The sequence below is a fragment of the Salmonella sp. A7 genome (assembly GCF_020181675.1).
Lineage (GTDB): Bacteria > Pseudomonadota > Gammaproteobacteria > Enterobacterales > Enterobacteriaceae > Salmonella > Salmonella enterica.
Genome location: NZ_CP084001.1, coordinates 3500128 through 3525438, shown reverse-complemented (window position 1 = coordinate 3525438; position 25311 = coordinate 3500128). Strand labels below are relative to the sequence as shown.

The 25311-nt window shown below is 50.3% G+C and carries 24 protein-coding genes, 1 tRNA gene and 1 pseudogene; 16 read left to right on the top strand and 10 right to left on the bottom strand.

From position 1 onward, the window contains the following. Positions 1 to 13: 13 nt before the first annotated feature. From LCS67_RS17345 to tioA, 3 genes are all read left to right on the top strand, one after another. A complete protein-coding gene (locus LCS67_RS17345) occupies positions 14 to 1120 on the top strand; it encodes a CfaE/CblD family pilus tip adhesin (protein WP_031564707.1) in 1107 nt (368 codons plus the stop codon). A 132-nt stretch (positions 1121 to 1252) separates the two neighbouring features. Beyond that, complete coding sequence (gene tinR / locus LCS67_RS17340; protein WP_000141547.1) at positions 1253 to 1708, top strand: Lrp/AsnC family transcriptional regulator TinR; 456 nt, start codon at positions 1253 to 1255, stop codon at positions 1706 to 1708. A gap of 139 nt (positions 1709 to 1847) precedes the next feature. Continuing rightward, positions 1848 to 2465 (top strand): protein TioA, encoded by a 618-nt coding sequence (gene tioA, locus LCS67_RS17335; protein WP_000241747.1) that lies wholly within the window; start codon positions 1848 to 1850, stop codon positions 2463 to 2465. Positions 2466 to 3066: 601 nt separating this feature from the next. On the opposite strand, the pseudogene LCS67_RS17330 reads toward tioA, so the two are convergent. Further along, positions 3067 to 3179: pseudogene (locus LCS67_RS17330) on the bottom strand (hypothetical protein); the annotation flags it as partial. Between the two features lie 56 nt (positions 3180 to 3235). On the opposite strand from LCS67_RS17330, the gene LCS67_RS17325 reads away from it, so the two are divergent. Further along, complete coding sequence (locus tag LCS67_RS17325; RefSeq protein ID WP_031602079.1) at positions 3236 to 3421, top strand: hypothetical protein; 186 nt, start codon at positions 3236 to 3238, stop codon at positions 3419 to 3421. A gap of 6 nt (positions 3422 to 3427) precedes the next feature. Here LCS67_RS17325 and pagN read toward each other — a convergent pair whose 3' ends face one another. The 4 genes from pagN to fadE all read right to left on the bottom strand — a co-directional run bounded on the left by pagN (position 3428) and on the right by fadE (position 8530). Beyond that, entirely contained in the window at positions 3428 to 4147 is a 720-nt protein-coding gene (gene pagN, locus LCS67_RS17320) for an adhesin/invasin protein PagN (protein ID WP_000787605.1), read from the bottom strand. 345 nt (positions 4148 to 4492) lie between these two features. After that, the gene (locus tag LCS67_RS17315) at positions 4493 to 4900 is read right to left on the bottom strand and encodes a Spy/CpxP family protein refolding chaperone (RefSeq protein ID WP_000788200.1); all 408 of its coding nucleotides are present in this window, start codon (positions 4898 to 4900) and stop codon (positions 4493 to 4495) included. Between the two features lie 309 nt (positions 4901 to 5209). After that, positions 5210 to 5977, bottom strand: a complete 768-nt coding sequence (locus LCS67_RS17310; protein ID WP_000015789.1) for an amidohydrolase — start codon at positions 5975 to 5977, stop codon at positions 5210 to 5212. Positions 5978 to 6085: 108 nt separating this feature from the next. Further along, complete coding sequence (gene fadE, locus LCS67_RS17305) at positions 6086 to 8530, bottom strand: acyl-CoA dehydrogenase FadE (protein ID WP_000973041.1); 2445 nt, start codon at positions 8528 to 8530, stop codon at positions 6086 to 6088. Positions 8531 to 8769: 239 nt separating this feature from the next. Between fadE and lpcA the strand changes: the two genes are divergently transcribed. Together lpcA and LCS67_RS17295 are read left to right on the top strand one after the other, a co-directional pair. Next, complete coding sequence (gene lpcA, locus LCS67_RS17300; protein ID WP_000284051.1) at positions 8770 to 9348, top strand: D-sedoheptulose 7-phosphate isomerase; 579 nt, start codon at positions 8770 to 8772, stop codon at positions 9346 to 9348. A 212-nt stretch (positions 9349 to 9560) separates the two neighbouring features. Beyond that, positions 9561 to 10328 carry a class II glutamine amidotransferase gene (locus LCS67_RS17295; RefSeq protein WP_100521856.1) on the top strand — a complete coding sequence of 256 codons (768 nt, stop codon included), beginning with the start codon at positions 9561 to 9563 and terminating at the stop codon, positions 10326 to 10328. Here LCS67_RS17295 and dpaA read toward each other — a convergent pair. Next, on the bottom strand, positions 10299 to 11039 hold the full coding sequence (dpaA, locus tag LCS67_RS17290; protein WP_001225658.1) for a peptidoglycan meso-diaminopimelic acid protein amidase: 741 nt from the start codon (positions 11037 to 11039) through the stop codon (positions 10299 to 10301). The two genes, LCS67_RS17295 and dpaA, sit on opposite strands and share 30 nt — an antisense overlap. A gap of 249 nt (positions 11040 to 11288) precedes the next feature. Between dpaA and dinB the strand changes: the two genes are divergently transcribed. From dinB to prfH, 3 genes are all read left to right on the top strand, one after another. Continuing rightward, complete coding sequence (gene dinB, locus LCS67_RS17285; RefSeq protein ID WP_001226199.1) at positions 11289 to 12344, top strand: DNA polymerase IV; 1056 nt, start codon at positions 11289 to 11291, stop codon at positions 12342 to 12344. A gap of 218 nt (positions 12345 to 12562) precedes the next feature. After that, positions 12563 to 13702, top strand: coding sequence for an RNA ligase RtcB family protein (locus tag LCS67_RS17280; RefSeq protein WP_000528904.1), 1140 nt, complete (start codon positions 12563 to 12565; stop codon positions 13700 to 13702). Continuing rightward, entirely contained in the window at positions 13699 to 14313 is a 615-nt protein-coding gene (prfH, locus tag LCS67_RS17275) for a peptide chain release factor H (protein WP_000602087.1), read from the top strand. Before LCS67_RS17280 ends, prfH begins: the two co-directional genes overlap by 4 nt. Positions 14314 to 14468: 155 nt before the next feature. Here prfH and pepD read toward each other — a convergent pair whose 3' ends face one another. Further along, positions 14469 to 15926, bottom strand: a complete 1458-nt coding sequence (gene pepD, locus LCS67_RS17270) for a cytosol nonspecific dipeptidase (RefSeq protein WP_001292981.1) — start codon at positions 15924 to 15926, stop codon at positions 14469 to 14471. A 248-nt stretch (positions 15927 to 16174) separates the two neighbouring features. Here pepD and gpt point away from each other — a divergent pair, with 248 nt between their 5' ends. The 3 genes from gpt to crl all read left to right on the top strand — a co-directional run bounded on the left by gpt (position 16175) and on the right by crl (position 18425). Further along, positions 16175 to 16633 (top strand): xanthine phosphoribosyltransferase, encoded by a 459-nt coding sequence (gene gpt / locus LCS67_RS17265; RefSeq protein WP_001292018.1) that lies wholly within the window; start codon positions 16175 to 16177, stop codon positions 16631 to 16633. Positions 16634 to 16721: 88 nt separating this feature from the next. Then, positions 16722 to 17966, top strand: a complete 1245-nt coding sequence (gene frsA / locus LCS67_RS17260; RefSeq protein WP_000189586.1) for an esterase FrsA — start codon at positions 16722 to 16724, stop codon at positions 17964 to 17966. Positions 17967 to 18023: 57 nt separating this feature from the next. Further along, a complete protein-coding gene (gene crl / locus LCS67_RS17255; RefSeq protein ID WP_000174693.1) occupies positions 18024 to 18425 on the top strand; it encodes a sigma factor-binding protein Crl in 402 nt (133 codons plus the stop codon). Positions 18426 to 18475: 50 nt separating this feature from the next. Here the strand turns inward: crl and phoE are convergent, their stop codons facing one another. Beyond that, positions 18476 to 19528 (bottom strand): phosphoporin PhoE, encoded by a 1053-nt coding sequence (phoE, locus tag LCS67_RS17250; RefSeq protein ID WP_001043672.1) that lies wholly within the window; start codon positions 19526 to 19528, stop codon positions 18476 to 18478. A 282-nt stretch (positions 19529 to 19810) separates the two neighbouring features. Between phoE and proB the strand changes: the two genes are divergently transcribed. The 4 genes from proB to LCS67_RS17230 all read left to right on the top strand — a co-directional run bounded on the left by proB (position 19811) and on the right by LCS67_RS17230 (position 23693). Continuing rightward, entirely contained in the window at positions 19811 to 20914 is a 1104-nt protein-coding gene (gene proB / locus LCS67_RS17245) for a glutamate 5-kinase (RefSeq protein ID WP_001285275.1), read from the top strand. Between the two features lie 11 nt (positions 20915 to 20925). After that, entirely contained in the window at positions 20926 to 22176 is a 1251-nt protein-coding gene (proA, locus tag LCS67_RS17240) for a glutamate-5-semialdehyde dehydrogenase (protein WP_000893220.1), read from the top strand. A gap of 115 nt (positions 22177 to 22291) precedes the next feature. Beyond that, positions 22292 to 22367: transfer RNA gene (locus tag LCS67_RS17235), tRNA-Thr, on the top strand. A 153-nt stretch (positions 22368 to 22520) separates the two neighbouring features. After that, the gene (locus LCS67_RS17230; RefSeq protein WP_100521855.1) at positions 22521 to 23693 is read left to right on the top strand and encodes a tyrosine-type recombinase/integrase; all 1173 of its coding nucleotides are present in this window, start codon (positions 22521 to 22523) and stop codon (positions 23691 to 23693) included. On the opposite strand, the gene LCS67_RS17225 is transcribed toward LCS67_RS17230, so the two are convergent. Further along, positions 23690 to 23878, bottom strand: coding sequence for a helix-turn-helix transcriptional regulator (locus LCS67_RS17225; protein ID WP_000189281.1), 189 nt, complete (start codon positions 23876 to 23878; stop codon positions 23690 to 23692). The two genes, LCS67_RS17230 and LCS67_RS17225, sit on opposite strands and share 4 nt — an antisense overlap. Beyond that, positions 23875 to 25275, bottom strand: a complete 1401-nt coding sequence (locus LCS67_RS17220; protein WP_052909489.1) for an SNF2-related protein — start codon at positions 25273 to 25275, stop codon at positions 23875 to 23877. Before LCS67_RS17220 ends, LCS67_RS17225 begins: the two co-directional genes overlap by 4 nt. Between the last annotated feature and the right edge of the window lie 36 nt (positions 25276 to 25311).

The following is a 25311-nucleotide window of genomic DNA, read 5'->3' as shown; positions in this document are numbered from 1 at the left end:
AAAGGCGATTACTATGAAGAATAAAATGAAGTGGACGAGTATGACAGCCTATTGGTCAGCAATTATTAATTTCATCCGAAAACTTGTTCGCTCTGCAAGGATGGTTGCAATTCATCTTCTGGTACTGTGGTTACCTGTTTCAGCTCAGGCTGAAAGGGAGAGCGACTATTCATGGAACCTGCCAGTCTCTGAGAATATAGACCTGAATGCACTCCCTGAACAACAGGATATATGGTCTATTAAGGTAGTCCGAAGGGATTTCGGTCTAGGGTACTTTTCATTAATGTGCCTGTCTGAAAACGATGATGTTTTCGGAAAATGCCGGACAAGGGTTCCAGACGGTGTGTGTGCTCAACCTTTCCAAAACGTGCCATTACGGTTTACGCGGCAGGGTAGTGGTGAGACGATTACCCTGACCGTGGCAGGTAGGTTTGCTAATCATGATGAGGGATTTGCAGGATCGGTGACCTACAGCGAGATGGCGGATCACGTCATTATAAAAACATGGATTCTGCGTGAGGAGTTGAAAAAAATCCCGACTACCGGCATCTGGACTGCGCATCTGCAGATGCGATCTTTGCGATGGTGGAATATTCCAATCGGTAGTTTAGTGTCGGATATCACGCTGAATGTAACAGACCACTTTGCTGAAAATGCGGCTATTTACTTTCCGCAATTTGGTACAGCAACCCCTCGGGTGGATCTGAATCTGCACCGGCTGAATGCCTCACAAATGTCGGGCAGGGCTAATCTGGATATGTGTCTGTATGACGGAGGTGTGAAAGCCCGTTCATTACAGATGAAGATAGAAGGAAGCAATAAGTCAGGTACGGGATTTCAGGTTATAAAGAGCGATTCTGCTGATACGATTGATTATGCGGTCAGTATGAATTATGGGGGACGAAGTATTCCTGTCACCCGTGGCGTGGAGTTCAGTCTGGATAACGTGGATAAAGCAGCAACGCGTCCGGTGCTACTTCCCGGGCAACGGCAGGCGGTACGTTGTGTGCCAGTGCCCCTTACCCTGACAACACAACCCTTTAACATCAGGGAGAAGCGTTCTGGTGAGTATCAGGGAACGCTGACAGTGACAATGCTGATGGGAACACAAACCCCCTGACAGTAATTATTTATTTTATTGATATCTTTCTTATATGGTTTTTTAAATCAGAGTTCTCTTTATATACTTGTTTTATTTAATAAAGAAAATCTATTCACTTATGAAAATCAATGCGTGAGGTTCTGCTTTCCTATGACTGAGTATTTAGATGATAAAGATAAAGAATTATTGAAAGAAATCCAAAAAGATTGTGCGCAAACTTTATGGCAACTTGCATATAAAGTGGGACTTACGCCCACACCATGTTTCAAACGTTTAAAAAAACTTAAAGACAGGGGGGTTATCATTGGTCAGTTCGCTTTATTGGATAAAGAAAAACTAGGTCTTTCACTTAATGTCTTTATTATGATTAACATATCTGAGGAGCAATACGCTAGTATTTCTGAGAAAATAAAGTCAATGCCTGAGGTTATTGCCTTTTATCGAATTTCTGGATCATTTAATTATTTAATGCATACAGTATTTACAGATATGAACGATTACTATAGTTTTTATGAGAAAATAATATTAACTAATTCTTCAATTAGTGGATCTGCATCGAGCTTTGTTCTTGAGCAAATAAAGGAAACAAACGAACTGCCAGTGTGAAAGTGTGATGTGTACTTACTGATTTAATACATTATTATCCTTCTTACGGAACAACAACGGTAGATTGCGGCTGTTGAACAAGGATTTTAATCAGCAGTGGTGAAATTAAGCGGCACAGAATAACACAGCGGAATATCACATGGTTAAATATCACCCCGTGCATGTAACAAAAAACCGCATTAAAACAGATGATGTTACTGATATTTATTTCGTTGAACCCTTCTGGAAAGAAGGCGAAAACCACATAATTGAGTCATTGATGTTTTTTGAAGAGTTACAAAAGTCATTTAATTTATTCAACCATAAATATGGGTTAAATAAATATATACTCAGGATCCCCTGGGAATTTGTGCTCATACATATGGAAAGGATCAGTAAATTAAATAGCGTCGGGTTATTTGCTGTTTCTGTTGACTTTAATAACAACCACAAATTTCTGAGCGAGTACATCAGGAGTCGCAGAGATTATGGTATGGAAGTTTGGTTTGATTTTTGTGGTAAACATTCTTATTCCAGTGAAATTAAAAACCTTGGGTTCTTTTTTCAGGCTTGCGTAGTGCCTCGTGATCCTAATTTTATTAGTAGTGTTTATCATTATCATAAGTTCCAAAAGATTCTTGTCGGGGATATAAATGATGTAGAACAGAGGGCCGTGTACCAGAACGAAGTTGATTACATGTATGGAATGCAATGGCCATCGTCATATGACGGTTTTTTCTTTCGGGATCATAAAAAAAATGAAACTTGGTGTATATAACAGAAGGAGTGAAAATTTGAATCAAAAATATCTTATTTATTTTTTGTTTAATTATTGTTTTGTTTTTTATTACGATTAAATATAAAGAACATCATTGTTCGTGCGGTGGGGAGGCTGGAAGTTTAGGGGATGACCGTTTATCAACAATTTTATTACAGCCACCATACGAATGGTTTATATATGCACTAGATGTATTATTTTAGTTTAATATATCGATGGTTGCTATTTGCATTGATGATGTTCCGTTACATTAAGGAATATACATCTGTATCTCGTTATACGCACACTCACATTACTAATCATTATTAATATGAGTGTGGTTCTTGTTTTACGCATGCATGGTTGCATGTGACGTTAAATTTAAATGAGCTGACTGTATGAATTCTAAATACTTTAGAGAGGTGTTTTTTGTCTCGGTAGTTGTTATATTATTATTTTATTTGGTGTTATTTGCAGCCAGTGCTCATGCTGAAGGCGGTTTCAGCTCTGGAGGCATTGGGTTATTTATGACGGGAACAAGAGAGATGCTACTGTAGAGATAATAAATTCTGCTAAAGATTCCCCAATTCTTGTGCATTGACATCCTCCACGTCCTGAAGGGCGTGGGTTCCTGCTCCAACGGGCTGCCTGACTGCACGCTCCTTCCACAGGCAAGCACGGCGTGTCCCGCTCTAAAATGTTACGCGCGCCGTTTACATCGGCGTTCGCAGTATATCTTCATACCAGACACTTGTAAGTATCTCGCATAATCGTGCCATTCACATTTAGAGATCATACAACAGGACGGGGCTGTTTTTGGGCAGCCGGAAGTTAAGCCCATACCAGAAACGTTGCAGTGTACTGAAAAATGGCGCCAGGTTGCACCTGTTCAACGATTTTCTGAAGGCGCAGGAGTATTCATTACTGATATCCTCCATTGCGCCTTCGGGAACCCACAGGACCAGCTATTTTACTGATAGTGTTTAAAAGGCGTAAGTAATGCCGAGCATGAAGTCATTGGAGGCAGCCTTTGTGTCTGCATCATAAGCGGTATGTTCATCACCAGCATAGTGATTTTTTGAAATGCTTACTTTGCCTGCATTAATGTATTTATAACTGGCGTCAATCATAATATTATCTGTTACAGCATATTTTGCACCGATACCTGCGCCCCAGGCAAAGTTATTTTTTGAAGCAGACAGAGTTTCATTAATACCAAAACCAACAGGAATGGTGTTATTACTTAGCTTCACATGAGCGAGGCCAACGCCTGCGCTGATATAGGGTGTAAACGCCGTACTATTGTGAAAATCATAATAGCCATTAACCATGTAAGTGGTCATTCGGACCTGATTTTTTACATTTATGTGTACTGGCTGACCAAATGCAATAATATCCTGCCCGCCTTTAGCATCCGTCTCACCTCTGAAAGTGGTATCCAGTTCTAAACGTACTGGAAGCTGGAATGGATCATAAAAGTCATAACCGATAGCAACCCCGCCGCCAAAAACGCCTTTGGTACGGTCAGGTAACGTTGCATGACCATTGACTATCTCATCCTGGCTGAAGGTTGAGTTGATTCCATAGACATTTACTACGGATGTCCCCGCTTTCCCGGTGATATAGATCCCTTCTTTTGCTGATGCAGTAGCGGACCAGGCTACCACAAGGGGAATGATGCAGACTGCGAAAAAGTTTTTCATTTCAGAACCTGCCTTAATATTGGGCTAAAAGACAAGTTTCACGGTATAGGGTGTGATATAACGATTACATAAACGAAGCCCAAAAAACGGTCTATTGTAACGCTGGGTTTTCTGTAAGCGGGTAAAAAATGAGATGAAGATTTTAAATAACAATACGATAATCGTCGGTATGGAAATCCATCTCCTCGCCAAATTGCCCAACGTATGCCAGCCCCACGTACGGTTTCACTTCTATGTTATGTAACGGGTAGTGTGAGATGGAGCGATGCTGTAAGAAAAAGATGAAGATGAATTTGTACCCGACCAGAATAAAGCCCGTTATCCAGGAATAACGGGCAAAAATATTTACTCAAGTGCCTGGGCGAGATCTTGTTGTACCTGTTGACGTTGTTCTGGTGTCAAGACTTTGCTTAAATCAAAATAATATTTAACCCGATAATAGCGAGCCTGTTGTTCTATGTTACTGAAGGCTGCAAGCTGCTGTTTTACGGCGGCGTCATCCCATTTACCGGATTTAATCACCTCTATCAGCGCACCGTCTTTAATTCCCTTCATAGAAATCTGACTGACGTCGGTTTCCAGTTGTTGGTGAAGTTTTTTGATCCGGGTAATCTGATCGTTTGTCAGCTTCAGATGCTGGACAATAGGATCCTGGGCGGGCAGGGGAGGATTGGGAACAGCGGTGGCGAAAGCGCCAAAAGAAACGCCCGCCAGAGTCGCTGCCAGTAAAGTTGTGCGTACAAAGTTTTTCATGAAGATATCCTGATAAGGGAGTGATTAACCGTTTTTATTACCCACGAATGGCGAGCAATTATCTTAGAGCCTATCCCAGTAGGCGTTATTGGCGCAGCCAGTTTGGACACGGACAGCGCGCAAAAACCGGAGCGTACACGTAGTACGTGAGGATTTTGAGCACTGCCCAGGTCCAAAATGGCAAGTAAAATAGCCCTAATGGGATAGGCTCTTAGTCAGAATACGTTGCCTGCCACATTACGCCACGCGAATTTGTTTTACGGAGAGTTACGGAGTGAAACAATCCCGCCGCGGTGAGCGGCAGGTTGCTTACAAGGTGAATGGATCGGCATCGCGCCAGGCTGGAAATTTTTCGCGATAGTCCTGCAAGGCGACGAGAGAAAGATCGGCATCGATACGTGTCGCCTGGTGTGGTTCGGCGGTGGCGATAATATCACCCTGGGGATTAATGATCCGGCTATCGCCGCGATAATGTAACCCGTTGCCATCGGTGCCAACCCGGTTGCAGCCTGCGACATAAGCCTGATTTTCAATAGCGCGCGCTGTCAGTAATGTTTGCCAGTGTAGCGAGCGCGGCGCGGGCCAGTTCGCTACATACAACGCCAGATCGTAATCATTGCGGTTGCGCGACCATATCGGAAAGCGCAGATCGTAACAGATCAGCGGTAGAATGCGCCAACCGCGCCACTGCACGATGATGCGTTTATCGCCTGCGGCATAATGTTGATGTTCATCCGCCATACGAAACAGATGGCGCTTATCATAGAGATGAACCTTACCTTCTGGTTCAACCAGTAAGAAGCGATTTACGGCGCCGCGCTCAGTTTGTAGCGCCGCGCTGCCGGCAATCAGAGCGTCAGTTTGTCGGGCTTTGGCCTGCATCCACGTAATCACGCTATCTTGCGAAAGTGAGTTATTAGCGGCCTCCATCGCGAAGCCGGTGGTAAACATTTCAGGCAGAACAATCACATCCCGGCCAGATACGAGCTCTAGCTGTCTGTCAAAATGACGCAGGTTTGCCGGGCCGTCCATCCAGACTAAAGGTTGTTGCAACAGAGTAATTTTCAAACCAGACACGATCGGAGCTCCTCATTGAACAGCGTCTTTACACTGTAGCATGAGCAATAATAAAAAAGCGGCAAGAAAAAGCCCCGCGAAAGCGGGGCAGGAAAGATGCGAGACTGATTATGCGGCTTCGACTTTACGCACTTTCTCCGGCAGCTTTACCGGTTTGGTCGCCAGCGCTTCAGGTTCAAAATCATCAACGTTGATACTGCGCAGGCGGCTCTCTTCCGCTTTCGCCAGGATGGCGGCTTCATCTTTATCTATAAGCCCTTTCGCCAGCGCATTGCGCGCCAGTTCATCCAGACGAGTAAACGGCAGATTTTTACCCAGTTCTTTGCAGATGCGCTGGTGGATAGGGTCGGCAGCGATGACATCACGCAGCGCTTCTTCCAGTAAACCGACCGGATTATGTTCGGCGGGTGTCAGATACTGGCCGCGCCCAATGCGTGAACGTGTGGCGTTCGGCACCTGCAGGATCTTCGCCACGGCGTGATCCAGCTTATCAGACGGCGCCAGATAATGACGGCCAGTCGGGAAGATCATCGCGGTGAGCAATCCGGCCACGACGCGGTTCGGGAAGTTCTGCAGCAGATCGTCCATCGCTTGTTCAGCACGATACAGCGCATCCTGTACGCCCCAGTGCACCAGCGGCAGGTCGGCTTCGTGGCGACCTTCGTCGTCGTAACGCTTCAGTACGGCTGAGGCCAGATAAAGCTGACTCAACACATCGCCCAGACGCGCGGAGATACGCTCGCGGCGTTTCAGGCTGCCGCCCAGTACCGCCATTGACACGTCAGACAGCAGCGCCAGGTTTGCGCTCAGTCGGTTCAGATGCTGGTAATAACGCTTCGTGGCGTCGCCGGTTGGCGTATGGCTCGTTAATCCGCGGGTCAGGCCAAGCCAGAAACTGCGAACGGTATTGCTGCCGACATGACCAATATGTTTAAACAACAGCTTATCAAAGGCATTCACATCATTATTCTGCGCTGCGGCCATCTCTTCCAGTACATAAGGATGGCAGCGAATGGCGCCCTGACCAAAGATCATCATGCTACGGGTCAGGATATTCGCGCCTTCCACGGTGATCGCGATAGGCGCGCCCTGGTAAGCACGCGCCAGGAAGTTGCTCTCGCCCAGCATAATGCCTTTACCCCCTGTGATATCCATCGCGTCGATAATTGACTGCTGGCCGCGGTGGGTGCAGTGGTACTTCACGATAGCCGACAGTACCGCCGGTTTTTCGCCCAGCATAATGCCGTAGGTGATTAACGATGCGGCGGCATCCATCACATAAGCGTTACCTGCAATACGCGCCAGCGGTTCCTCAATACCTTCCATCTTGCCGATAGAAATTTTGAACTGACGACGAATGTGAGCATAGGCGCCGGTTGCCAGCGCGACGGATTTCACCCCGCCAGTGGAGTTGGACGGCAGGGTAATACCGCGTCCTACCGACAAACATTCCACCAGCATACGCCAGCCCTGTCCGGCCATTTTGGGGCCGCCGATAATATAATCAATAGGCACGAAAATATCGTTACCGCGGGTTGGACCATTCTGGAACGGAACGTTAAGCGGGAAGTGGCGACGACCAATTTCCACACCCGGCGTTGAGGTGGGGATCAGGGCGCAGGTAATACCCAGCTCTTCTTCTCCGCCTAACAGTCTATCCGGATCGGAAAGCTTAAACGCCAGACCCAACACGGTAGCTATCGGCGCCAGCGTAATGTAACGCTTGTTCCAGGTCAGGCGCATACCCAGCACCTGCTGGCCCTGCCATTCGCCCATGCAAACCACGCCGGTATCCGGAATGGCGCCTGCATCAGAACCTGCTTCCGGGCTGGTCAGCGCAAAGCAGGGGATCTCCTGGCCGCGCGCCAGTCGCGGCAGATAGTGATTCTTCTGCTCTTCCGTACCATAGTGCTGCAATAACTCGCCAGGGCCGAGTGAGTTTGGAACGCCGACGGTGATAGCCAGAATCCCGGAGACGCCGGACAGTTTTTGCAGTACACGGGACTGCGCATAAGCGGAGAACTCCAGCCCGCCATACTCTTTTTTAATGATCATCGCAAAAAAACGATGCTCTTTCAGGTAAGCCCACAGTTCCGGCGGCAGATCCGCCAGTTCATGGGTAATCTGAAAATCGTTCGCCATCCGGCACGCTTCTTCTACCGGACCGTCGAGAAACGCTTGCTCTTCGGCAGTGAGTTGCGGTTGCGGATAGTTGTGCAGTTTTTTCCAGTCAGGCTTGCCCTGGAACAGATCGCCTTCCCACCAGGTTGTACCGGCATCAATCGCTTCTTTCTCAGTGCGCGACATCGGCGGCATGACCTTACGGAAGCCGCGGAACACCGGTGCGGAAATCATTGATTTTCGCATCGGTGTGAGGTTAAACGGCACGAGGATAATGGCCAGAGGAACCAACAGCCAGATGGACCACAGGCCAGCGACGCCAAGTGCGGCGGTCCAGGCGAGCAGAATCAGGCTGCTGAGAAATAAACTCACGCGGTGATAGAACAATGCGCCGAGCAGAACAACCGTAGCGATAATACTCAAAATCATCATAACGAAAAGCTCCCTTGCTTGTAGGAGGTCTGACCACTTGTGATGATTAGGTTGTAGTAGATGTAAAATTTTTTAGCAATGTGTTTACAAAATAATTACAACAAAGCTCACATTGTTGCCGTTTTTGGGGGCACGAAAAATCAAAAGCGTGAGGCGTTAATTCGGCTTATGCTTCTCGCCTGTACTGCTATCCGGTACACTGCATACTGTCATTTACATTCATGCTGAAGGATATCCTCATGTACCAGGATCTTATTCGTAACGAACTGAACGAAGCGGCGGAAACGCTGGCTAATTTTTTAAAAGATGACGCCAATATTCACGCCATTCAGCGCGCGGCGGTCCTGTTGGCTGACAGTTTTAAAGCGGGTGGTAAGGTACTTTCCTGCGGTAACGGCGGCTCCCATTGCGATGCGATGCACTTTGCTGAAGAGCTGACAGGTCGTTATCGTGAAAATCGTCCGGGCTACCCGGCAATTGCGATTTCTGATGTTAGCCATATATCCTGCGTCAGTAATGATTTTGGCTATGACTATATTTTCTCTCGTTACGTTGAGGCGGTAGGGCGCGAAGGCGATGTCCTGTTAGGGATCTCGACGTCGGGTAACTCTGGTAACGTGATTAAAGCGATTGCCGCGGCCCGTGAAAAAGGCATGAAAGTGATTACGTTGACCGGCAAAGACGGCGGCAAAATGGCGGGAACGGCGGATATTGAAATTCGCGTACCGCACTTCGGTTATGCCGATCGTATTCAGGAAATTCATATCAAAGTAATTCATATTTTGATTCAGTTGATCGAAAAAGAGATGGTTAAATAACTATACCCGTCATACTTCAAGCTGCAGGTGCGTTGGTTGCGCTCAGAAACCCCAGTCACATAGTTATCTATGTTCCTGGGGATTTCCTCCCTTACCGCCTTCCTGCAACTCGAATTATTTAGGGTATAGCATATTGTTTTCTTTGATATTTTGAGTTTTGATTGGCTGTAAAAATTACGCCTTCCCGCTTAAGGCGTTTGTGGAGGTGATGTATGTGCGAACTGCTTGGGATGAGCGCCAATGTGCCGACGGATATCTGCTTTAGCTTCACCGGACTGGTGCAGCGTGGCGGCGGAACCGGGCCGCATAAAGACGGCTGGGGAATTACCTTTTACGAAGGAAAGGGCTGTCGCACGTTTAAAGATCCGCAACCGAGCTACCATTCGCCGATTGCGAAACTGGTACAGAATTACCCGATCAAGTCCTGCTCGGTTATCGCCCATATCCGTCAGGCTAATCGCGGTGAAGTGGCGCTGGAAAATACACACCCTTTTACCCGGGAATTACGGGGACGCAACTGGACTTATGCTCATAACGGTCAGCTCAACGGTTATAAGTCGCTGGAAACCGGTAATTTTCGTCCGGTGGGGGAAACCGACAGCGAAAAAGCGTTTTGCTGGCTATTGCATAAATTAACGCAGCGTTATCCCCGCACGCCGGGCAACATGACAGCGGTATTTAAATATATTGCGACACTGGCGACGGTATTACGTGAAAAAGGCGTTTTTAACATGCTGCTGTCAGATGGGCGATATGTGATGGCGTTTTGCTCAACCCATTTGCACTGGATCACTCGCCGGGCGCCGTTTGGCGTAGCCACGCTGGTGGATCAGGATATGGAAATTGATTTCAGTTCACAGACCACGCCAAATGACGTGGTTACCGTGATTGCTACCCAGCCGCTAACGGGGAATGAAACCTGGCAAAAGATTATGCCAGGCGAATGGGCGTTATTTTGCCTCGGAGAGCGTATAATTTGAGGCCAGCTGTGGCTGAACAACTTCGTGACTCAACGGTTTGCTCACGACGTAACGTCCATCAACGATAGAAACAGTTGGCGGCTTATGCGTCTGTTCAAAATAATCGTAGCCGGGTTTTAGCTGCGCCCAGAAATCTTTGTAATAAGAATATTTATGACGCTGCATATTGGCGTCGGTCATCCGGAACGGATAAATACTCACCTGCACGCTCGGCTGACCAAAGACCAGCGCGGCGGTGACAAACTGGAAAATCTCATCAATGCCGCTGTCGGTCATGGCATAGCAGCCGACGGAAACACAGGCACCGTGAATCATCAGATATTTACCATCATAGCCATGCGCGCGATCGTAGGCATTGGGAAAACCAATGTTGATGGCCTTATAAAAACGGCTGTCTGGCTTGAGTTGATTACGCTGAACGCTGTAAAACCCTTCCGGACTTTTAAAATCGCCCTGACGGCGTTTCGGGCCTAACCCGCCGGAATAGTTGCAAATTTTGTAGCTATCAAGCAACTGGTATTGCTCACCCATTTTGACGTAGAGATCAAGAGTGCGCTCTTCTTTAAAAATCTGAATATAGACCGGTGAGCCCATTAACTGCTGCTTATACTCTTTACTGACCGGCGTGACGGGGCTGCTGCTGCTCAGCAAACCGGCAAATGAGACGCACGGCATCAGAAGCATCGCAAGAAAAAATGCGATTTTACGCATACTGCTTGTTCCTTGATAAAACGGTTACACACGCCAGAACGGCAAAAGAGTCCCCAAATCGGAGTAATCTGGATTTGGAGCGCTCACATTAGCACCACGGCAGTTTTTCGCAAGTCCCCGTGTGTACGTTTACAATTTTCCCGCCGCTTTCGTCGTCATACCTTCGAATATGTCGCATTTTTAACGCGAATGTCTCTTTGCGCGCAATAAAACATACTGTACACTTAAACAGTATTGTGGGGGCGAGCGATGCGCAAAATCATACATGTTGATATGGACTGTTTTTTTGCCGCGGTAGAGATGCGTGATAATCCGGCGTTACGCGATATCCCTATTGCCATTGGCGGGAGTCGTGAGCGAAGAGGCGTTATCAGTACCGCCAACTATCCTGCGCGCCAGTTTGGCGTACGCAGCGCGATGCCGACTGCCATGGCGCTAAAGCTGTGCCCTCATCTCACCTTACTGCCTGGCCGCTTTGACGCCTATAAAGAGGCTTCGCGGCATGTACGTGACATCTTTTCCCGCTACACTTCACTGATTGAACCGCTCTCGCTGGATGAAGCCTGGCTGGATGTGACTGACAGCCCGCACTGTTATGGTTCGGCGACTCTGATCGCCAGGGAGATTCGTCAGACTATTTTCAATGAACTGCAACTCACCGCTTCTGCCGGCGTTGCGCCAGTGAAATTTCTGGCGAAGATCGCCTCCGATCTCAATAAACCGAACGGGCAATATGTTATTACGCCAGCCGATGTACCCGACTTTCTTAAAACGTTGCCGTTAGCCAAAATTCCAGGCGTGGGGAAAGTTTCCGCCGCCAAACTGGAAAATATGGGGTTAAGAACCTGCGGGGATATTCAACAGTGCGATCTGGCGATGCTTCTCAAACGCTTTGGTAAATTTGGCCGGGTATTATGGGAGCGTAGTCAGGGTATTGACGAGCGTGATGTTAACAGCGAAAGGCTGCGTAAATCGGTAGGCGTTGAGCGTACTCTGGCGGAGGATATTCATGAATGGTCGGACTGCGAGGCTATTATTGAGCATTTATATCCGGAGCTGGAGCGTCGTCTGGCTATAGTGAAGCCCGATTTACTGATTGCCCGACAGGGCGTTAAATTAAAATTTAATGATTTTCAGCAAACCACTCAGGAACATGTCTGGCCGCAATTAAATAAAGAAGACTTAATTACCACCGCCCGTAAAACCTGGAACGAGCGTCGCGGCGAGCGCGGCGTACGGCTGGTGGGGCTACACGTAACGCTGCTCGACCCTCAATTGGAACGACAGTTGGTGTTAGGGTTATAAGTCAGGCCATTAAGATTTTATCACTATTACGATTGCGCCATCTAAATTTCAGTATTACTATACCCGCGTTTTCTCATTCTCAATAACTGCAAAGGAGGTTCATCATGACACTTTATTCTCTGAACGCACTTTGCAGACATTTCCAGGATTAATTTTCTCTTATTGCTCTGGATTAGTCTGCCATTTCCTGATTTTTTAATTCATATATGGAATGGTATATGGGCAATTATATTCGTCCTTTATCAGATGTGGTATTTTCTATCGCATCAGATAACCTGTGGATCGAAGATTCCGCGATCCAACAATTATATACGACGGCTAAGTTAACCGGTATGAGACGCGTTATCGGGATGCCAGATCTGCATCCGGGGCGCGGCTACCCTATTGGCGCAGCCTTTTTCTCGCGTGGACGCTTTTATCCGGCGCTGGTCGGCAACGATATCGGCTGCGGCATGGCGTTATGGCAAACGGATATTTTAGGGCGTAAATGTAACGCCGATAAACTGGAGAAGCGGCTGGCGTCGCTGACTGACGTGGCGGACGCGCAGTGGCTGGAGGAGAATGTCCCCGCCGCAATGCAGCATCATTCGTGGCGCTCTGCGCTGGGTTCCATTGGCGGCGGCAATCATTTTGCCGAGCTGCAGCAGGTCGATCGCATCGTCGATGCTGATTCGTTCGCTTTGTCGGGGTTGCAAAAAGCGCAGTTATTACTGTTGGTACACAGTGGTTCACGCGGTCTGGGGCAAGCTATCCTGCGTCGTCATGTGGAGGCGTTTTCGCATAACGGTTTGCCGGAAGATAGCGACGATGCGCGCCGCTACCTTGCAGAACATGACGATGCGCTGGCATTTGCCCGCAGTAATCGCGCGCTGATTGCCCGCCGGATACTGCAACAGCTCAGGGCTGAGGGCGAACCGCGGCTGGATGTGGCGCATAACTTCGTTGAACCCTGTACTGTCGCGGGTGAGGCGGGGTGGCTGCATCGTAAAGGCGCTACGCCAGATGGGCAGGGACTGGTGATTATCCCCGGCTCGCGCGGCGATTATAGCTGGCTGGTGAAACCCGTCGTCAGCGAGGAGAGCCTCTTCTCCCTGGCGCATGGCGCGGGACGCAAATGGATGCGTACTGAGTGTAAAGACCGGTTATCGGCAAAATTTACCCCGCGACAGCTCTGCCGTACCGGGATGGGTAGCCGGGTGATTTGCCGCGATCGCCAGCTCATTTATGAGGAAGCGCCGCAGGCGTATAAATCCATCGATAGCGTGGTGGATTGTCTGGCAGACGCCGGACTGATTACGCCAGTTGCCTGCCTGCGTCCGGTGCTGACGCTGAAAACCTCAGGGGAGAAAAGCGCATGATCTTACTGCAACTTTCTTCCGCACAGGGACCGGACGAGTGTTGTCTGGCGGTAAAAAAAGCGCTGGATTGTCTGACGAAAGAAGCCGCCAGAGAAAAGGTATCGTTGACACGGCTTGAAACAGAGCCGGGACGATTACCAGACACGCTGCGTTCCGCGCTGGTCTCGCTGGACGGCGAAAAAGCTATGGCTTTCAGTGAACGTTGGTGCGGCACGTTACTGTGGATTTGTACCAGCCCGTATCGCCCGCACCATGGGCGAAAAAACTGGTACGTCGGCATTGGGCGCTTTTCCGCCGACGAACACATACAGTCTGATGAGATTCGTTTCGAGACTCTGCGCTCTTCCGGCCCGGGTGGGCAGCACGTTAATAAAACCGACTCGGCAGTGCGGGCCACGCACCTGGTGAGCGGGATTAGCGTGAAGGTTCAGTCGGAGCGCAGTCAACATGCGAATAAGCGTCTGGCCCGGCTGCTGATTGCCTGGCGGCTGGAACAGCAACGGCAAAATGAGTGTGCGGCGTTGAAGTCTGAAAGGCGTCTGTTCCATCATCAGATTGAGCGCGGCAATCCGCTGCGGATATTTAAAGGAATGGCGTTTACGCCACAATAATTCGGTGTTACCGGCGCTGTTATCGGGCTGTCTGGCTATTCGCGTGTAGCCGCAGCGCTATTTCAGCGTATTCAGGAGAGGTTATCTGGCAATGGATACCCGATATTCCATATTGCTAGCCCGTCCAGAAATGGGACGGGCATTTTAGCGCTTTCTTACTTCGCAGGAATCGCTTTCAGCAATTCGGTCAGCAGAGTCCAGTAGTGGCCGACGCTTTCGATATGTACCTGCTCATCCGGAGAGTGAGGTCCGGTAATGGTAGGCCCAATAGAAACCATGTCCATATCCGGATAGGGTTTCTTAAACAGACCGCATTCCAGGCCGGCGTGGATAATCTGGATGTTCGGTGTCTTGTTGAACAGACGCTGATAGGTTTCCCGCACCAGGTGCATGACCGGCGAGTTCGCATCGGGCTGCCAGCCAGGATAGCTGCCTTTTGCTTCGGTTTTCGCGCCAGCCAGCTTGCCCAGCGAATCCAGCATACTCACCACATAATCTTTACCGCTGTCGATAAGAGAGCGAATCAGGCAGTGAATTTCGACATTCGCATCAGACATTGTGACCACGCCAACGTTTAGCGATGTTTCCACTACGCCTTTCGCTACGTCTGAATTGCGGATCACGCCGTTCGGCGTTGCGTTCAGCAGGCGCACAAAGGTATCGCGTGACGGCGCGGTCAATGCGGCTTTATCACTAGCAACCTCATTGAGTTGCAGCGTCAGGTTTTTCTCTTTTTCCGCCAGTTCGTTTTTCAGAATATCCTGGTAAGCGTTCACTAATGTTTTCAGAGCGCCTACGTTGTTTGCGGAAACGGCGAGGGTAGCGAACGCTTCGCGCGGAATCGCGTTACGCAGCGTGCCGCCGTTGAAATCGATCAGACGCAGATCCAGTTCTTCTGCGTGCCCGGCCAGAAAACGCGCCAGCAATTTGTTGGCATTGCCAAGGCCGAGGTGAATTTCACCACCGGAGTGGCCGCCTTTCAGACCTTTCAGGGTTAGCTTAAAGCACGCAAATCCTGCGGGTACAGCTTCACGGGTCAACGGCAGATTAGAGGTAAAATCGATGCCGCCTGCGCAGCCCATATAGATCTCACCTTCTTCTTCAGAGTCGGTGTTGATCAGGATGTCGGCCTGCAACCAGCCGGACTGGAGGCCGAACGCGCCATCCATGCCGGCTTCTTCGGTCATGGTCAGCAGCACTTCCAGCGGGCCATGGACGACATTATCATCAGCCAGTACCGCTAACGCAGAAGCCATTCCAATACCATTGTCGGCGCCGAGCGTAGTACCGCGCGCTTTAACCCATTCGCCATCAATATAAGGCTGGATAGGATCTGTAGTGAAGTCGTGAACGGTGTCGCTATTTTTTTGCGGCACCATATCCAGATGCGCCTGTAAAACGACCGGCTTGCGATTTTCCATACCTGCAGTGGCGGGCTTACGGATCAGAATATTACCGACCTGGTCGCGATCCACGTAAAGGCCTTTCTCTTTGGCCCAACTCACAATATGTTCCGCGAGTTGCTCTTCGTGATAGGACGGGTGAGGAATAGAACAGATTTTGGCAAAAATATCCCACAAAGGTTGTGGTGATAACTGAGACAGTTCAGACACGATAAGTCTCCTTGGCGGTGGTCTGAAAAACGTTCTTACAGGCCACAGGGTTAGCGGAATTGATAACTCTTACGAGATGCGACTGAGAATACCACTTTCTCCGCCTGCGGGTAGTATAAAGCATACAAAAAGAGGCGTGGATTCCGCTAAACACTGGTTTTTAGCGCGTCAGGTCTCTATAATCTCGCGCAACTATTTCCCCCTCGAACACTTTTTAAGCCGTAGATAAACAGGCTGGGACACTTCACATGAGCGAAAAATACGTCGTCACCTGGGACATGTTGCAGATTCACGCACGCAAACTGGCGAGCCGCCTCATGCCTTCAGAACAATGGAAAGGCATTATTGCCGTAAGTCGTGGCGGCCTTGTACCGGGCGCACTACTGGCGCGTGAATTGGGCATTCGTCATGTCGATACCGTATGCATCTCCAGCTACGATCACGATAACCAGCGCGAACTGAAAGTGCTGAAACGTGCAGAAGGCGACGGCGAAGGCTTTATCGTCATCGACGATCTGGTCGATACCGGCGGTACCGCCGTCGCGATTCGCGAAATGTACCCTAAAGCGCATTTCGTCACGATTTTCGCTAAACCGGCGGGCCGTCCGCTGGTTGATGATTATGTTATTGATATTCCTCAGAACACCTGGATTGAGCAGCCCTGGGATATGGGTGTGGTATTTGTACCGCCGATTTCAGGTCGTTAATCAGCAGCTTTTCAGAGCGCCCGGCAATGCCGGGCGCTGTTTTATTGGTTACAATAAGCCTCTATGAGTATCCAAGGAGGCTGCACGAATGACACAGGCTAACCTCAGCGAAACCCTGTTCAAACCCCGCTTTAAACATACTGAAACGTCTACCCTTGTCCGTCGGTTCAATCGTGGGTCGCAGCCGCCCATGCAATCCGCGCTGGACGGTAAGAACGTTCCGCACTGGTATCGCATGATAAACCGCCTGATGTGGATTTGGCGCGGCGTTGACCCACGAGAAATCCTTGATGTGCAGGCGCGCATTGTGATGAGCGACGCAGAGCGAACGGATGATGATTTATACGATACGGTCATCGGTTACCGCGGCGGCAACTGGATTTATGAGTGGGCAAAGCAGGCGATGGACTGGCAGCAGAAAGCCTGTCAGGAACAGGACGCCATGCGCAGCGGACGCTACTGGCTTCATGCCTCAACGCTCTATAACATTGCCGCCTACCCGCATTTGAAGGGCGATGAGCTGGCGGAGCAGGCGCAGGCGCTGGCGAATCGCGCCTATGAAGAGGCCGCGCAGCGGTTGCCCGGCTCGTTACGTGAAATGGAATTTGCCGTTCCTGGCGGTTCGCCTGTCACCGCGTTTTTACATATGCCGAAAGGGGATGGTCCGTTTCCGACGGTGCTCATGTGCGGCGGCCTGGACGCCATGCAAACCGACTATTACACCCTGTATGAACGCTATTTCGCGCCGCGCGGTATCGCGATGTTAACGCTTGATATGCCTTCGGTTGGATTTTCATCAAAGTGGAAATTAACCCAGGATTCCAGCTTGCTCCACCAGCATGTGTTAAAAGCGCTTCCTAATGTCCCCTGGGTAGATCATACCCGTGTTGCGGCGTTTGGTTTCCGTTTTGGCGCCAATGTTGCGGTGCGTCTGGCCTATCTGGAAGCGCCGCGTTTGAAAGCGGTGGCTTGCCTGGGGCCGGTGGTCCATGCGCTACTTAGCGATCCGCAACGACAGAGCACGGTGCCGGAGATGTATCTGGATGTGCTGGCCAGCCGTCTGGGTATGCATGATGCTTCGGATGAGGCGCTACGTGTGGAGCTCAATCGCTATTCGTTGAAAGTACAGGGGCTACTGGGCAGACGTTGTCCTACGCCAATGCTTTCCGGCTTCTGGAAAAACGATCCTTTCAGCCCGGAAGAAGAGTCTCGCTTAATTACAACATCATCTTCAGACGGTAAGCTGATAGAGATCCCTTTTAACCCGGTGTACCGCAATTTTGACCACGCGCTGCAAGAAATTACCGACTGGATTAATCATAGATTGTGTTAATAGATTGATAAATTCTATTGATTTGGTAAAACAGTTGCTTCATTAAAGGAGATCGCAATGACGTTACCGAGTGGACACCCGAAAAGTAGATTGATCAAGAAATTTACCGCGCTTGGCCCCTATATCCGGGAAGGGCAGTGCGAAGACAATCGTTTTTTTTTCGATTGCCTGGCAGTTTGCGTCAACGTGAAGCCCGCGCCAGAGAAGCGTGAATTTTGGGGCTGGTGGATGGAGCTGGAAGCACAAGAGAAACGCTTCACTTATCGTTATCAGTTTGGTTTGTTTGATAAAGAGGGCAACTGGACCGCAGTGCCGATTAACGAAACCGAAGTGGTGGAGCGACTGGAATACACGCTACGCGAGTTTCATGAAAAGCTACGCGACCTGCTGATTTCTATGGAGCTGGCGCTGGAGCCGTCTGACGATTTCAACGACGAGCCGGTAAAACTGTCGGCATAACCCTGCTGCCATGCCTGATGGCGTAGCGCCATCAGGCACAATGCGACTTATCAGAACTGGTAGGTCAACCCTATTGCCACAATATCATCGTCATTAATGCCTAACGTGTTATCGCTATCAAGCTGATTGATTTTGTAATCTACAAACGCGGACATATTTTTGTTGAAGTAATAGGTTGCGCCAACGTCAATGTAATTCACCAAATCCTCACTGCCGACGCCCTCAATATCTTTGCCTTTTGACAGCACATAGCCTAATGACGGACGCAGACCAAAATCAAACTGATACTGGATAACCGCTTCGAAATTTTGGGTTTTATTGGCAAATCCGCCGGAAACTGGCGTCATGTTGCGGGTTTCTGAATAGAAAGTCGCAATATAAATATCATTAGCGTCATACTTTACACCCGTAGCCCAGGCTTCGGCTTTATCGCCCGTACCGCGGCGCTGCAGATTTTGCTCCCTGGTGCGATCGGAGAGAGTATAAGCGCCGCTGACGGCAAAATCGCTGCCGCCGAAATCATAGCTCACGGATGTGCCGAAGCCGTCGCCGTTTTGCTTTTTCACATCGCGATTTTCGTTTTTCCCCTGATACTGTAAGGTAAGATCCAGTCCATCAACGATGCCGAAGAAATCGGTATTGCGGTAAGTCGCCAGCCCGCTGGCGCGTTTAGTCATAAAATTATCGGTCTGGGCGGAAGAGTCGCCGCCGAATTCGGGAAACATATCCGTCCAGGCCTCAACATCGTACAGCGCGCCCAGGTTACGTCCATAGTCAAAAGAACCGATATCTTTTAATTTCAGGCCAGCAAAGGCCAGGCGGGTTTTTTGCTGGGACGAATCACTTTCGGCTTTATTACCGGCAAATTCAGCTTCCCAGCGCCCGTAGCCGGTCAATTGATCGTTAATTTGCGTTTCGCCTTTAAAACCAAAACGAACGTAGCTTTGATCGCCATCTTTGCTGTCATAATCGCTCATATAGTGCATGGCTTTAACTTTTCCATACACATCAAGCTTATTACCGTTTTTATTGTAAACCTCGGCGGCGTGAACAGATGCTGATGCGATGATACTCACCACTATTGCCAGAGTGCTCTTATTCATTTCCATTCCTGTTTTAATTACGCGCTATGATTTGTCGGGAGACCCGGTAAAAAACAGGAAGGTTTTTAACGTTCGGTAATGAAAGATTTATGACAAAGTGAGAATTTTTTTAAAAAAATATGTTTAATTGTTGCGGTAATAAAATGGTCAAATTCTGCCGCTACGCTTGCTGATCCTGCGCAACAAAATTTCACGCTACGCGTACAGGTTGTTGGCAACCGGAGCCAGTCCTGCTAAAACGTTCATTTGGTCTTTATTTCTTATTTTGAACGGCAGAGAATCATGAGTGACAGCCAGACGCTGGTCGTAAAACTCGGCACCAGCGTGCTAACAGGCGGATCGCGCCGCCTGAACCGTGCCCATATCGTAGAACTTGTCCGCCAGTGTGCGCAGCTACACGCCGCGGGACATCGTATTGTTATTGTTACCTCTGGCGCGATTGCCGCCGGACGTGAACATCTCGGCTACCCGGAACTGCCGGCAACGATCGCCTCTAAACAGCTTCTGGCGGCGGTAGGGCAAAGCCGCCTGATTCAACTGTGGGAGCAGTTGTTTTCAATTTACGGTATCCATATCGGGCAGATGCTGTTGACGCGTGCGGATATGGAAGACAGAGAGCGCTTTCTGAACGCCCGCGATACGCTGCGTGCATTACTGGATAACCATATTGTGCCGGTTATCAATGAAAATGATGCCGTTGCGACAGCGGAAATTAAAGTGGGCGATAACGATAACCTCTCCGCGCTGGCTGCGATCCTGGCAGGCGCGGATAAACTGCTGCTGCTGACCGATCAGCAAGGATTATTTACCGCCGATCCGCGTAGCAATCCGCAGGCGGAGCTTATCAAAGATGTGTATGGCGTTGACGATGCGCTGCGCTCTATCGCGGGAGACAGCGTTTCCGGACTGGGGACCGGTGGTATGAGCACTAAGCTTCAGGCGGCAGACGTGGCCTGTCGCGCGGGTATTGATACGATTATTGCCTCAGGCAGTAAACCGGGCGTGATCGGCGATGTGATGGAGGGGATTTCCGTCGGCACCCGTTTTCATGCGCAAGCCTCGCCGCTGGAGAACCGCAAACGTTGGATCTTCGGGGCGCCGCCGGCAGGCGAAATTACGGTTGATGAAGGTGCGACCGCGGCAATGCTGGAACGTGGCAGTTCACTTCTGCCAAAAGGCATCAAAAGCGTGACGGGCAATTTCTCGCGGGGGGAGGTCATCAGAATTTGTAACCTGCAAGGGCGTGATATCGCTCATGGCGTCAGCCGTTATAACAGTGATGCTCTGCGGCGGATAGCCGGCCACCACTCTCAACAAATCGATGCGATTCTGGGCTATGAATATGGCCCGGTCGCTGTTCATCGTGATGACATGATTACTCGATAAGGAACAGGCATATGCTGGAACAAATGGGCATTGCTGCTAAAGCGGCGTCGTATAAGCTGGCGCTGCTCTCCAGCGGCGAAAAAAATCGCGTGCTGGAAAAAATAGCCGATGAACTGGAAGCGCAAATGGAAAGTATCCTCAGCGCGAACGTACAAGATGTTGAGCAGGCGCGAGCCAACGGCCTGAGCGAAGCGATGCTGGACCGCCTGGCGCTGACCCCTGCGCGTCTGAAAGCGATTGCTGACGATGTGCGCCAGGTCTGTAATCTCGCCGACCCGGTCGGGCAGGTGATCGACGGCGGTCTGCTGGACAGCGGGCTACGTCTGGAGCGCCGCCGCGTGCCGTTGGGCGTGGTTGGCGTTATCTATGAGGCGCGTCCGAATGTTACCGTTGATGTGGCTTCTTTGTGTCTGAAAACCGGTAATGCGGTGATTCTACGCGGTGGGAAAGAGACGCATCGCACGAATGCCGCAACCGTTCGTGTCATTCAGAAGGCACTGAAAGCTTGCGGTTTACCGGAGGCAGCGGTTCAGGCAATTGATAATCCGGATCGTTCGCTGGTCAATGAAATGCTGCGTATGGATAAGTACATCGATATGCTGATCCCGCGCGGCGGCGCAGGCTTGCATAAACTGTGCCGCGAGCAATCCACAATCCCAGTGATTACCGGCGGGATTGGCGTGTGCCATATTTTTGTCGATAGCAGCGCAGACATCGCCCCGGCGCTGAAGATTATCGTCAACGCCAAAACCCAGCGCCCGAGCACTTGTAACACGGTGGAAACCTTGCTGGTGCATCAGGACATCGCAGAACGTTTTTTGCCTGCGCTGAGCAAGCAGATGGCGGAGAGTGGCGTGACGCTGCATGGGGATGAAACCGTCATACAGGCACTGCATGGTCCTGCCAAACTGGTGCCGCTGAAACCGGAAGAGCTGGATAACGAGTTTCTGTCTCTGGATCTGAACGTTGTGGTGGTCGAAAATATGGATGGCGCTATCGCCCACATTCGCGAACATGGTACTCAGCACTCCGATGCGATTTTGACGTGTGATATGCATAATGCTGCGCGTTTCGTGAACGAAGTGGATTCCGCTGCGGTTTATGTCAACGCCTCTACCCGTTTTACCGATGGCGGGCAGTTTGGGCTTGGCGCAGAAGTGGCGGTCAGCACGCAGAAATTACATGCCCGCGGTCCGATGGGGCTTGAAGCGCTTACCACCTATAAGTGGATCGGCTTTGGCGATGGTACGATTCGTGCGTAATTAATGTCGAGCGGTGCAAAAATAGCCGGTTGAGTAGCAAGGCTATTGACGCACCGCCCGGTTAGTTTTAACCTTCTATCCCGTGATTCACCCGCGTGAACACACCCTTCTCAGGGCCGATATAGCTCAGTTGGTAGAGCAGCGCATTCGTAATGCGAAGGTCGTAGGTTCGACTCCTATTATCGGCACCATTTTTTCCTCCAGTATCATCCCCAATCGTCTATTTTTCCTTGTTTTTCTTGTAATTGACCGTTCTGTTTGTCCAGTGTTATCCACTTTTTACCGTTGCAATCCAAATTTAAAACGGGTACATAGACGGGTATCTGAGTTTGAGGCGGGTACCTATGAAACTAAATGCGCGACAGGTCGAGACGGCAAAGCCTGGCGAGAAAGACTACAAACTGCCAGACGGTAACGGGCTTATTCTGCTGGTGAAAACCAGTGGAGCGAAATACTGGCGATATCGCTATACCTTCGCCGGTAGAGAAAAGATGCTGGCGCTCGGTGTGTATCCGGCGGTTTCACTGGCCGCGGCTCGCGAAAAGCGAGATGAAGCCCGGCGAAGTGTTGCAGCTGGTGTGGATCCGGTAAAGGTCAAAAGCCACGTTGCAGCTGCCGCAGCAAACTCTATTACCTTTAAAGATATTGCCATCGAGTGGCATGAGTTTAAGAAGCCGCGCTGGTCGCCTGGCTATGCCTCTGACATTCTCGAAGCATTCAATAAGGATATTTTTCCGGCGGTTGGTAAGTTAACGGTTGCTGAGATCGAGCCCGTCCAGATGCTGACGGCGCTGCGTAAAATTGAGAATCGCGGCGCAACTGAGAAAGCAGCTAAAACGCGCCGATGGTGCGGCGAGGTATTCAGTTATGCTGTTGCGACCGGGCGCGCGAAGTACAACCCCGTCAGCGAACTGAATAGCGCAATGACCGGCCATAAAGGTGAATCCTTCCCGTTCCTGACAGCGGAAGAGCTACCCGATTTTCTGGCGGCGCTTGAGGGTTACAAGGGGAGTCCGCTTCCCCGGCTGGGTTTGCAGATCATGATGCTGGCGGGGCTGCGTACCTACGAACTGCGGCACTCAAAATGGGAATGGGTAGATTTCGATAATCGGCTATGGGAGATACCCGCCGAATTTATGAAGATGGATCGCCCGCACCTGGTACCGCTTTCCGACCAGCTTGTTGTCTTGCTGAAAGAGTTGCACGGTCTTACAGGTCGATACGTGAATATGTTCCCCGGCAGGAATGACCCGTCAAAGGTCATGAGCGAGAACACAATAAACAGGATGATCCACACGCTGGGGTATAAGGGAAGGGTTGTAGGGCATGGCTTCCGGCATACGTTCAGCACCATACTGAACGATAGAGGATTCAACTCTGACTGGGTTGAACTCCAGATCGCTCATGTGGACAAGAATAATATTCGCGGGGTTTATAACCATGCCCTCTATATGGAAGGGCGTCGGGAAATGATGCAGTGGTATGCGGATTATATTGACCAGCTGCGTTTGATTTAAAGAAACTGTTTTTTCCACTCTTCTACCTCGCCGCGTACCCAGCGGGAGGTTCGGCTCCCGAGCTTCTTGGGCTTCGGGAATTCGTTATTACTGATGCGCTCATAAATGCTGGATTTTTTCAGGCCAACAGAGCGCTCAACCTCTTTGATGTTAATCAGGTCAGTATCAGAGATAACCGGTGTCATGCTATACCTCTCTTTTTCATGGCATCGAGCAGGATGTCCTGCACTGTTCGTTTTGAGTTACGTCGCTCCATCACCATTTCGTCCATAGTGTCGGCGGTGATAATGTGGTGAATGAACACTGGGCGGTTGTGTCCGGCCTGAATCTGCCGGGTTGGCCCGATGCGTTCGATAATTTGCTGGTACTGCTCCAGATCCCACCAGTGCGAGAAAAACACCAGTATGTTGCCGCCATCCTGCATATTCAGGCCGTGGCCTGCGCTTGCCGGGTGCGCGAACAGGACCGGTATCTTTCCGGCGTTCCAGTCGCGAAGGGTCTGTGGACCCTGGTCGAGGTGGCGGCCGCGAGGGAATGCTTTAAGCAAACGTTCAAGGTCGTGTTTCCAGTGGTAGGCCACCAGCACCGGCGCACCAGCTGCTTCCGTCAGTATGCTGTCCAGCGCCTGCAGCTTCGCGTCATGCAGTTCTGACCAGCTTCCGGCGTCGTCGGTATATACCGCACCGCTGGCAATTTGCAGACACTTCACCGTTTTTGCCGCGGCGTTTGGCGCTTCGATGCCTTCGCCGTTCAGCTCAAGGAACATTTCCTTTTCCATTTCGCGATACTGCTGGCGGGCCTTCGGCGGCATGTCCACGCGGATCACGTTATGGATGGGTTCCTGGATATCAAACCAGTCAGCGGCATCCAGCGATATGGTCACATCGGCTAACGCTCGCTGTATCTCGTCCTGCGAGTGTGCGAACGGCTCCAGCTTCGTCCAGCTTTGCCCCGGAAACTGTATTGAATTGAACCAGCGGGAGGTAAACGCGCCGTAGGTGCGCCCGAGACGCTGGCCCTGATCGACAAACCACGCCTGCCCCCACAAATCCACCAGGCCGTTTGGTGCTGGCGTACCGGTGAGGTTCATCCAGCGCCGGACGTGCTTATGTGCGACTTTACCCAGCGCCGCCGCGCGCTTACCGCCACCGCGCAGCCGGAAGGATTTCAGCCGGGTGCTTTCGTCGGGGATGACGGTACCGAACGGCCAGCGGTCTCCCAGCGTTTCAACCAGCCAGACCAGATTGTCGTAGTTGATGGTAAAAACGCTCGCGTTACTGTTCGCCAGCGCCGCAGCGCGCGCTTTGGCGTTACCAACAATCGGCTGCACTTCGATATTGCGCAGATGCCTCCATTTCACTGCTTCATCCGGCCAGGTGCTGGCGGCCACGCGCAGCGGCGCAAGGACCAGCGCGGGCTGTGTTTCCGCGCCCGCCATGAAGAGATCTTCCAGCGTGGTGAGTGTCGCCACGGTTTTACCCATGCCCATACCCGCCCAGATGTTGCAGCGCAGGATGTCGATTTGGTGGTTAATGATTAGAACTTGATAAGGGTGGGGTAGGAAAGTATGTGGGTTGGACATATAATCGTCTCATTCATATAAACTTGGATATAAATA

Excerpts from the sequence above, each read along its gene's own strand:
- LCS67_RS17345 (WP_031564707.1), top strand. The coding sequence starts at position 14 with ATGAAGAATAAAATGAAGTGGACGAGTATGACAGCCTATTGGTCAGCA.
- tinR (WP_000141547.1), top strand. The coding sequence starts at position 1,253 with ATGACTGAGTATTTAGATGATAAAGATAAAGAATTATTGAAAGAAATC.
- tioA (WP_000241747.1), top strand. The coding sequence starts at position 1,848 with ATGGTTAAATATCACCCCGTGCATGTAACAAAAAACCGCATTAAAACA.
- pagN (WP_000787605.1), bottom strand. The coding sequence starts at position 4,147 with ATGAAAAACTTTTTCGCAGTCTGCATCATTCCCCTTGTGGTAGCCTGG.
- LCS67_RS17315 (WP_000788200.1), bottom strand. The coding sequence starts at position 4,900 with ATGAAAAACTTTGTACGCACAACTTTACTGGCAGCGACTCTGGCGGGC.
- fadE (WP_000973041.1), bottom strand. The coding sequence starts at position 8,530 with ATGATGATTTTGAGTATTATCGCTACGGTTGTTCTGCTCGGCGCATTG.
- lpcA (WP_000284051.1), top strand. The coding sequence starts at position 8,770 with ATGTACCAGGATCTTATTCGTAACGAACTGAACGAAGCGGCGGAAACG.
- LCS67_RS17295 (WP_100521856.1), top strand. The coding sequence starts at position 9,561 with ATGTGCGAACTGCTTGGGATGAGCGCCAATGTGCCGACGGATATCTGC.
- dpaA (WP_001225658.1), bottom strand. The coding sequence starts at position 11,039 with ATGCGTAAAATCGCATTTTTTCTTGCGATGCTTCTGATGCCGTGCGTC.
- dinB (WP_001226199.1), top strand. The coding sequence starts at position 11,289 with ATGCGCAAAATCATACATGTTGATATGGACTGTTTTTTTGCCGCGGTA.
- LCS67_RS17280 (WP_000528904.1), top strand. The coding sequence starts at position 12,563 with ATGGGCAATTATATTCGTCCTTTATCAGATGTGGTATTTTCTATCGCA.
- prfH (WP_000602087.1), top strand. The coding sequence starts at position 13,699 with ATGATCTTACTGCAACTTTCTTCCGCACAGGGACCGGACGAGTGTTGT.
- gpt (WP_001292018.1), top strand. The coding sequence starts at position 16,175 with ATGAGCGAAAAATACGTCGTCACCTGGGACATGTTGCAGATTCACGCA.
- frsA (WP_000189586.1), top strand. The coding sequence starts at position 16,722 with ATGACACAGGCTAACCTCAGCGAAACCCTGTTCAAACCCCGCTTTAAA.
- crl (WP_000174693.1), top strand. The coding sequence starts at position 18,024 with ATGACGTTACCGAGTGGACACCCGAAAAGTAGATTGATCAAGAAATTT.
- phoE (WP_001043672.1), bottom strand. The coding sequence starts at position 19,528 with ATGAATAAGAGCACTCTGGCAATAGTGGTGAGTATCATCGCATCAGCA.
- proB (WP_001285275.1), top strand. The coding sequence starts at position 19,811 with ATGAGTGACAGCCAGACGCTGGTCGTAAAACTCGGCACCAGCGTGCTA.
- proA (WP_000893220.1), top strand. The coding sequence starts at position 20,926 with ATGCTGGAACAAATGGGCATTGCTGCTAAAGCGGCGTCGTATAAGCTG.
- LCS67_RS17230 (WP_100521855.1), top strand. The coding sequence starts at position 22,521 with ATGAAACTAAATGCGCGACAGGTCGAGACGGCAAAGCCTGGCGAGAAA.
- LCS67_RS17225 (WP_000189281.1), bottom strand. The coding sequence starts at position 23,878 with ATGACACCGGTTATCTCTGATACTGACCTGATTAACATCAAAGAGGTT.
- LCS67_RS17220 (WP_052909489.1), bottom strand. The coding sequence starts at position 25,275 with ATGTCCAACCCACATACTTTCCTACCCCACCCTTATCAAGTTCTAATC.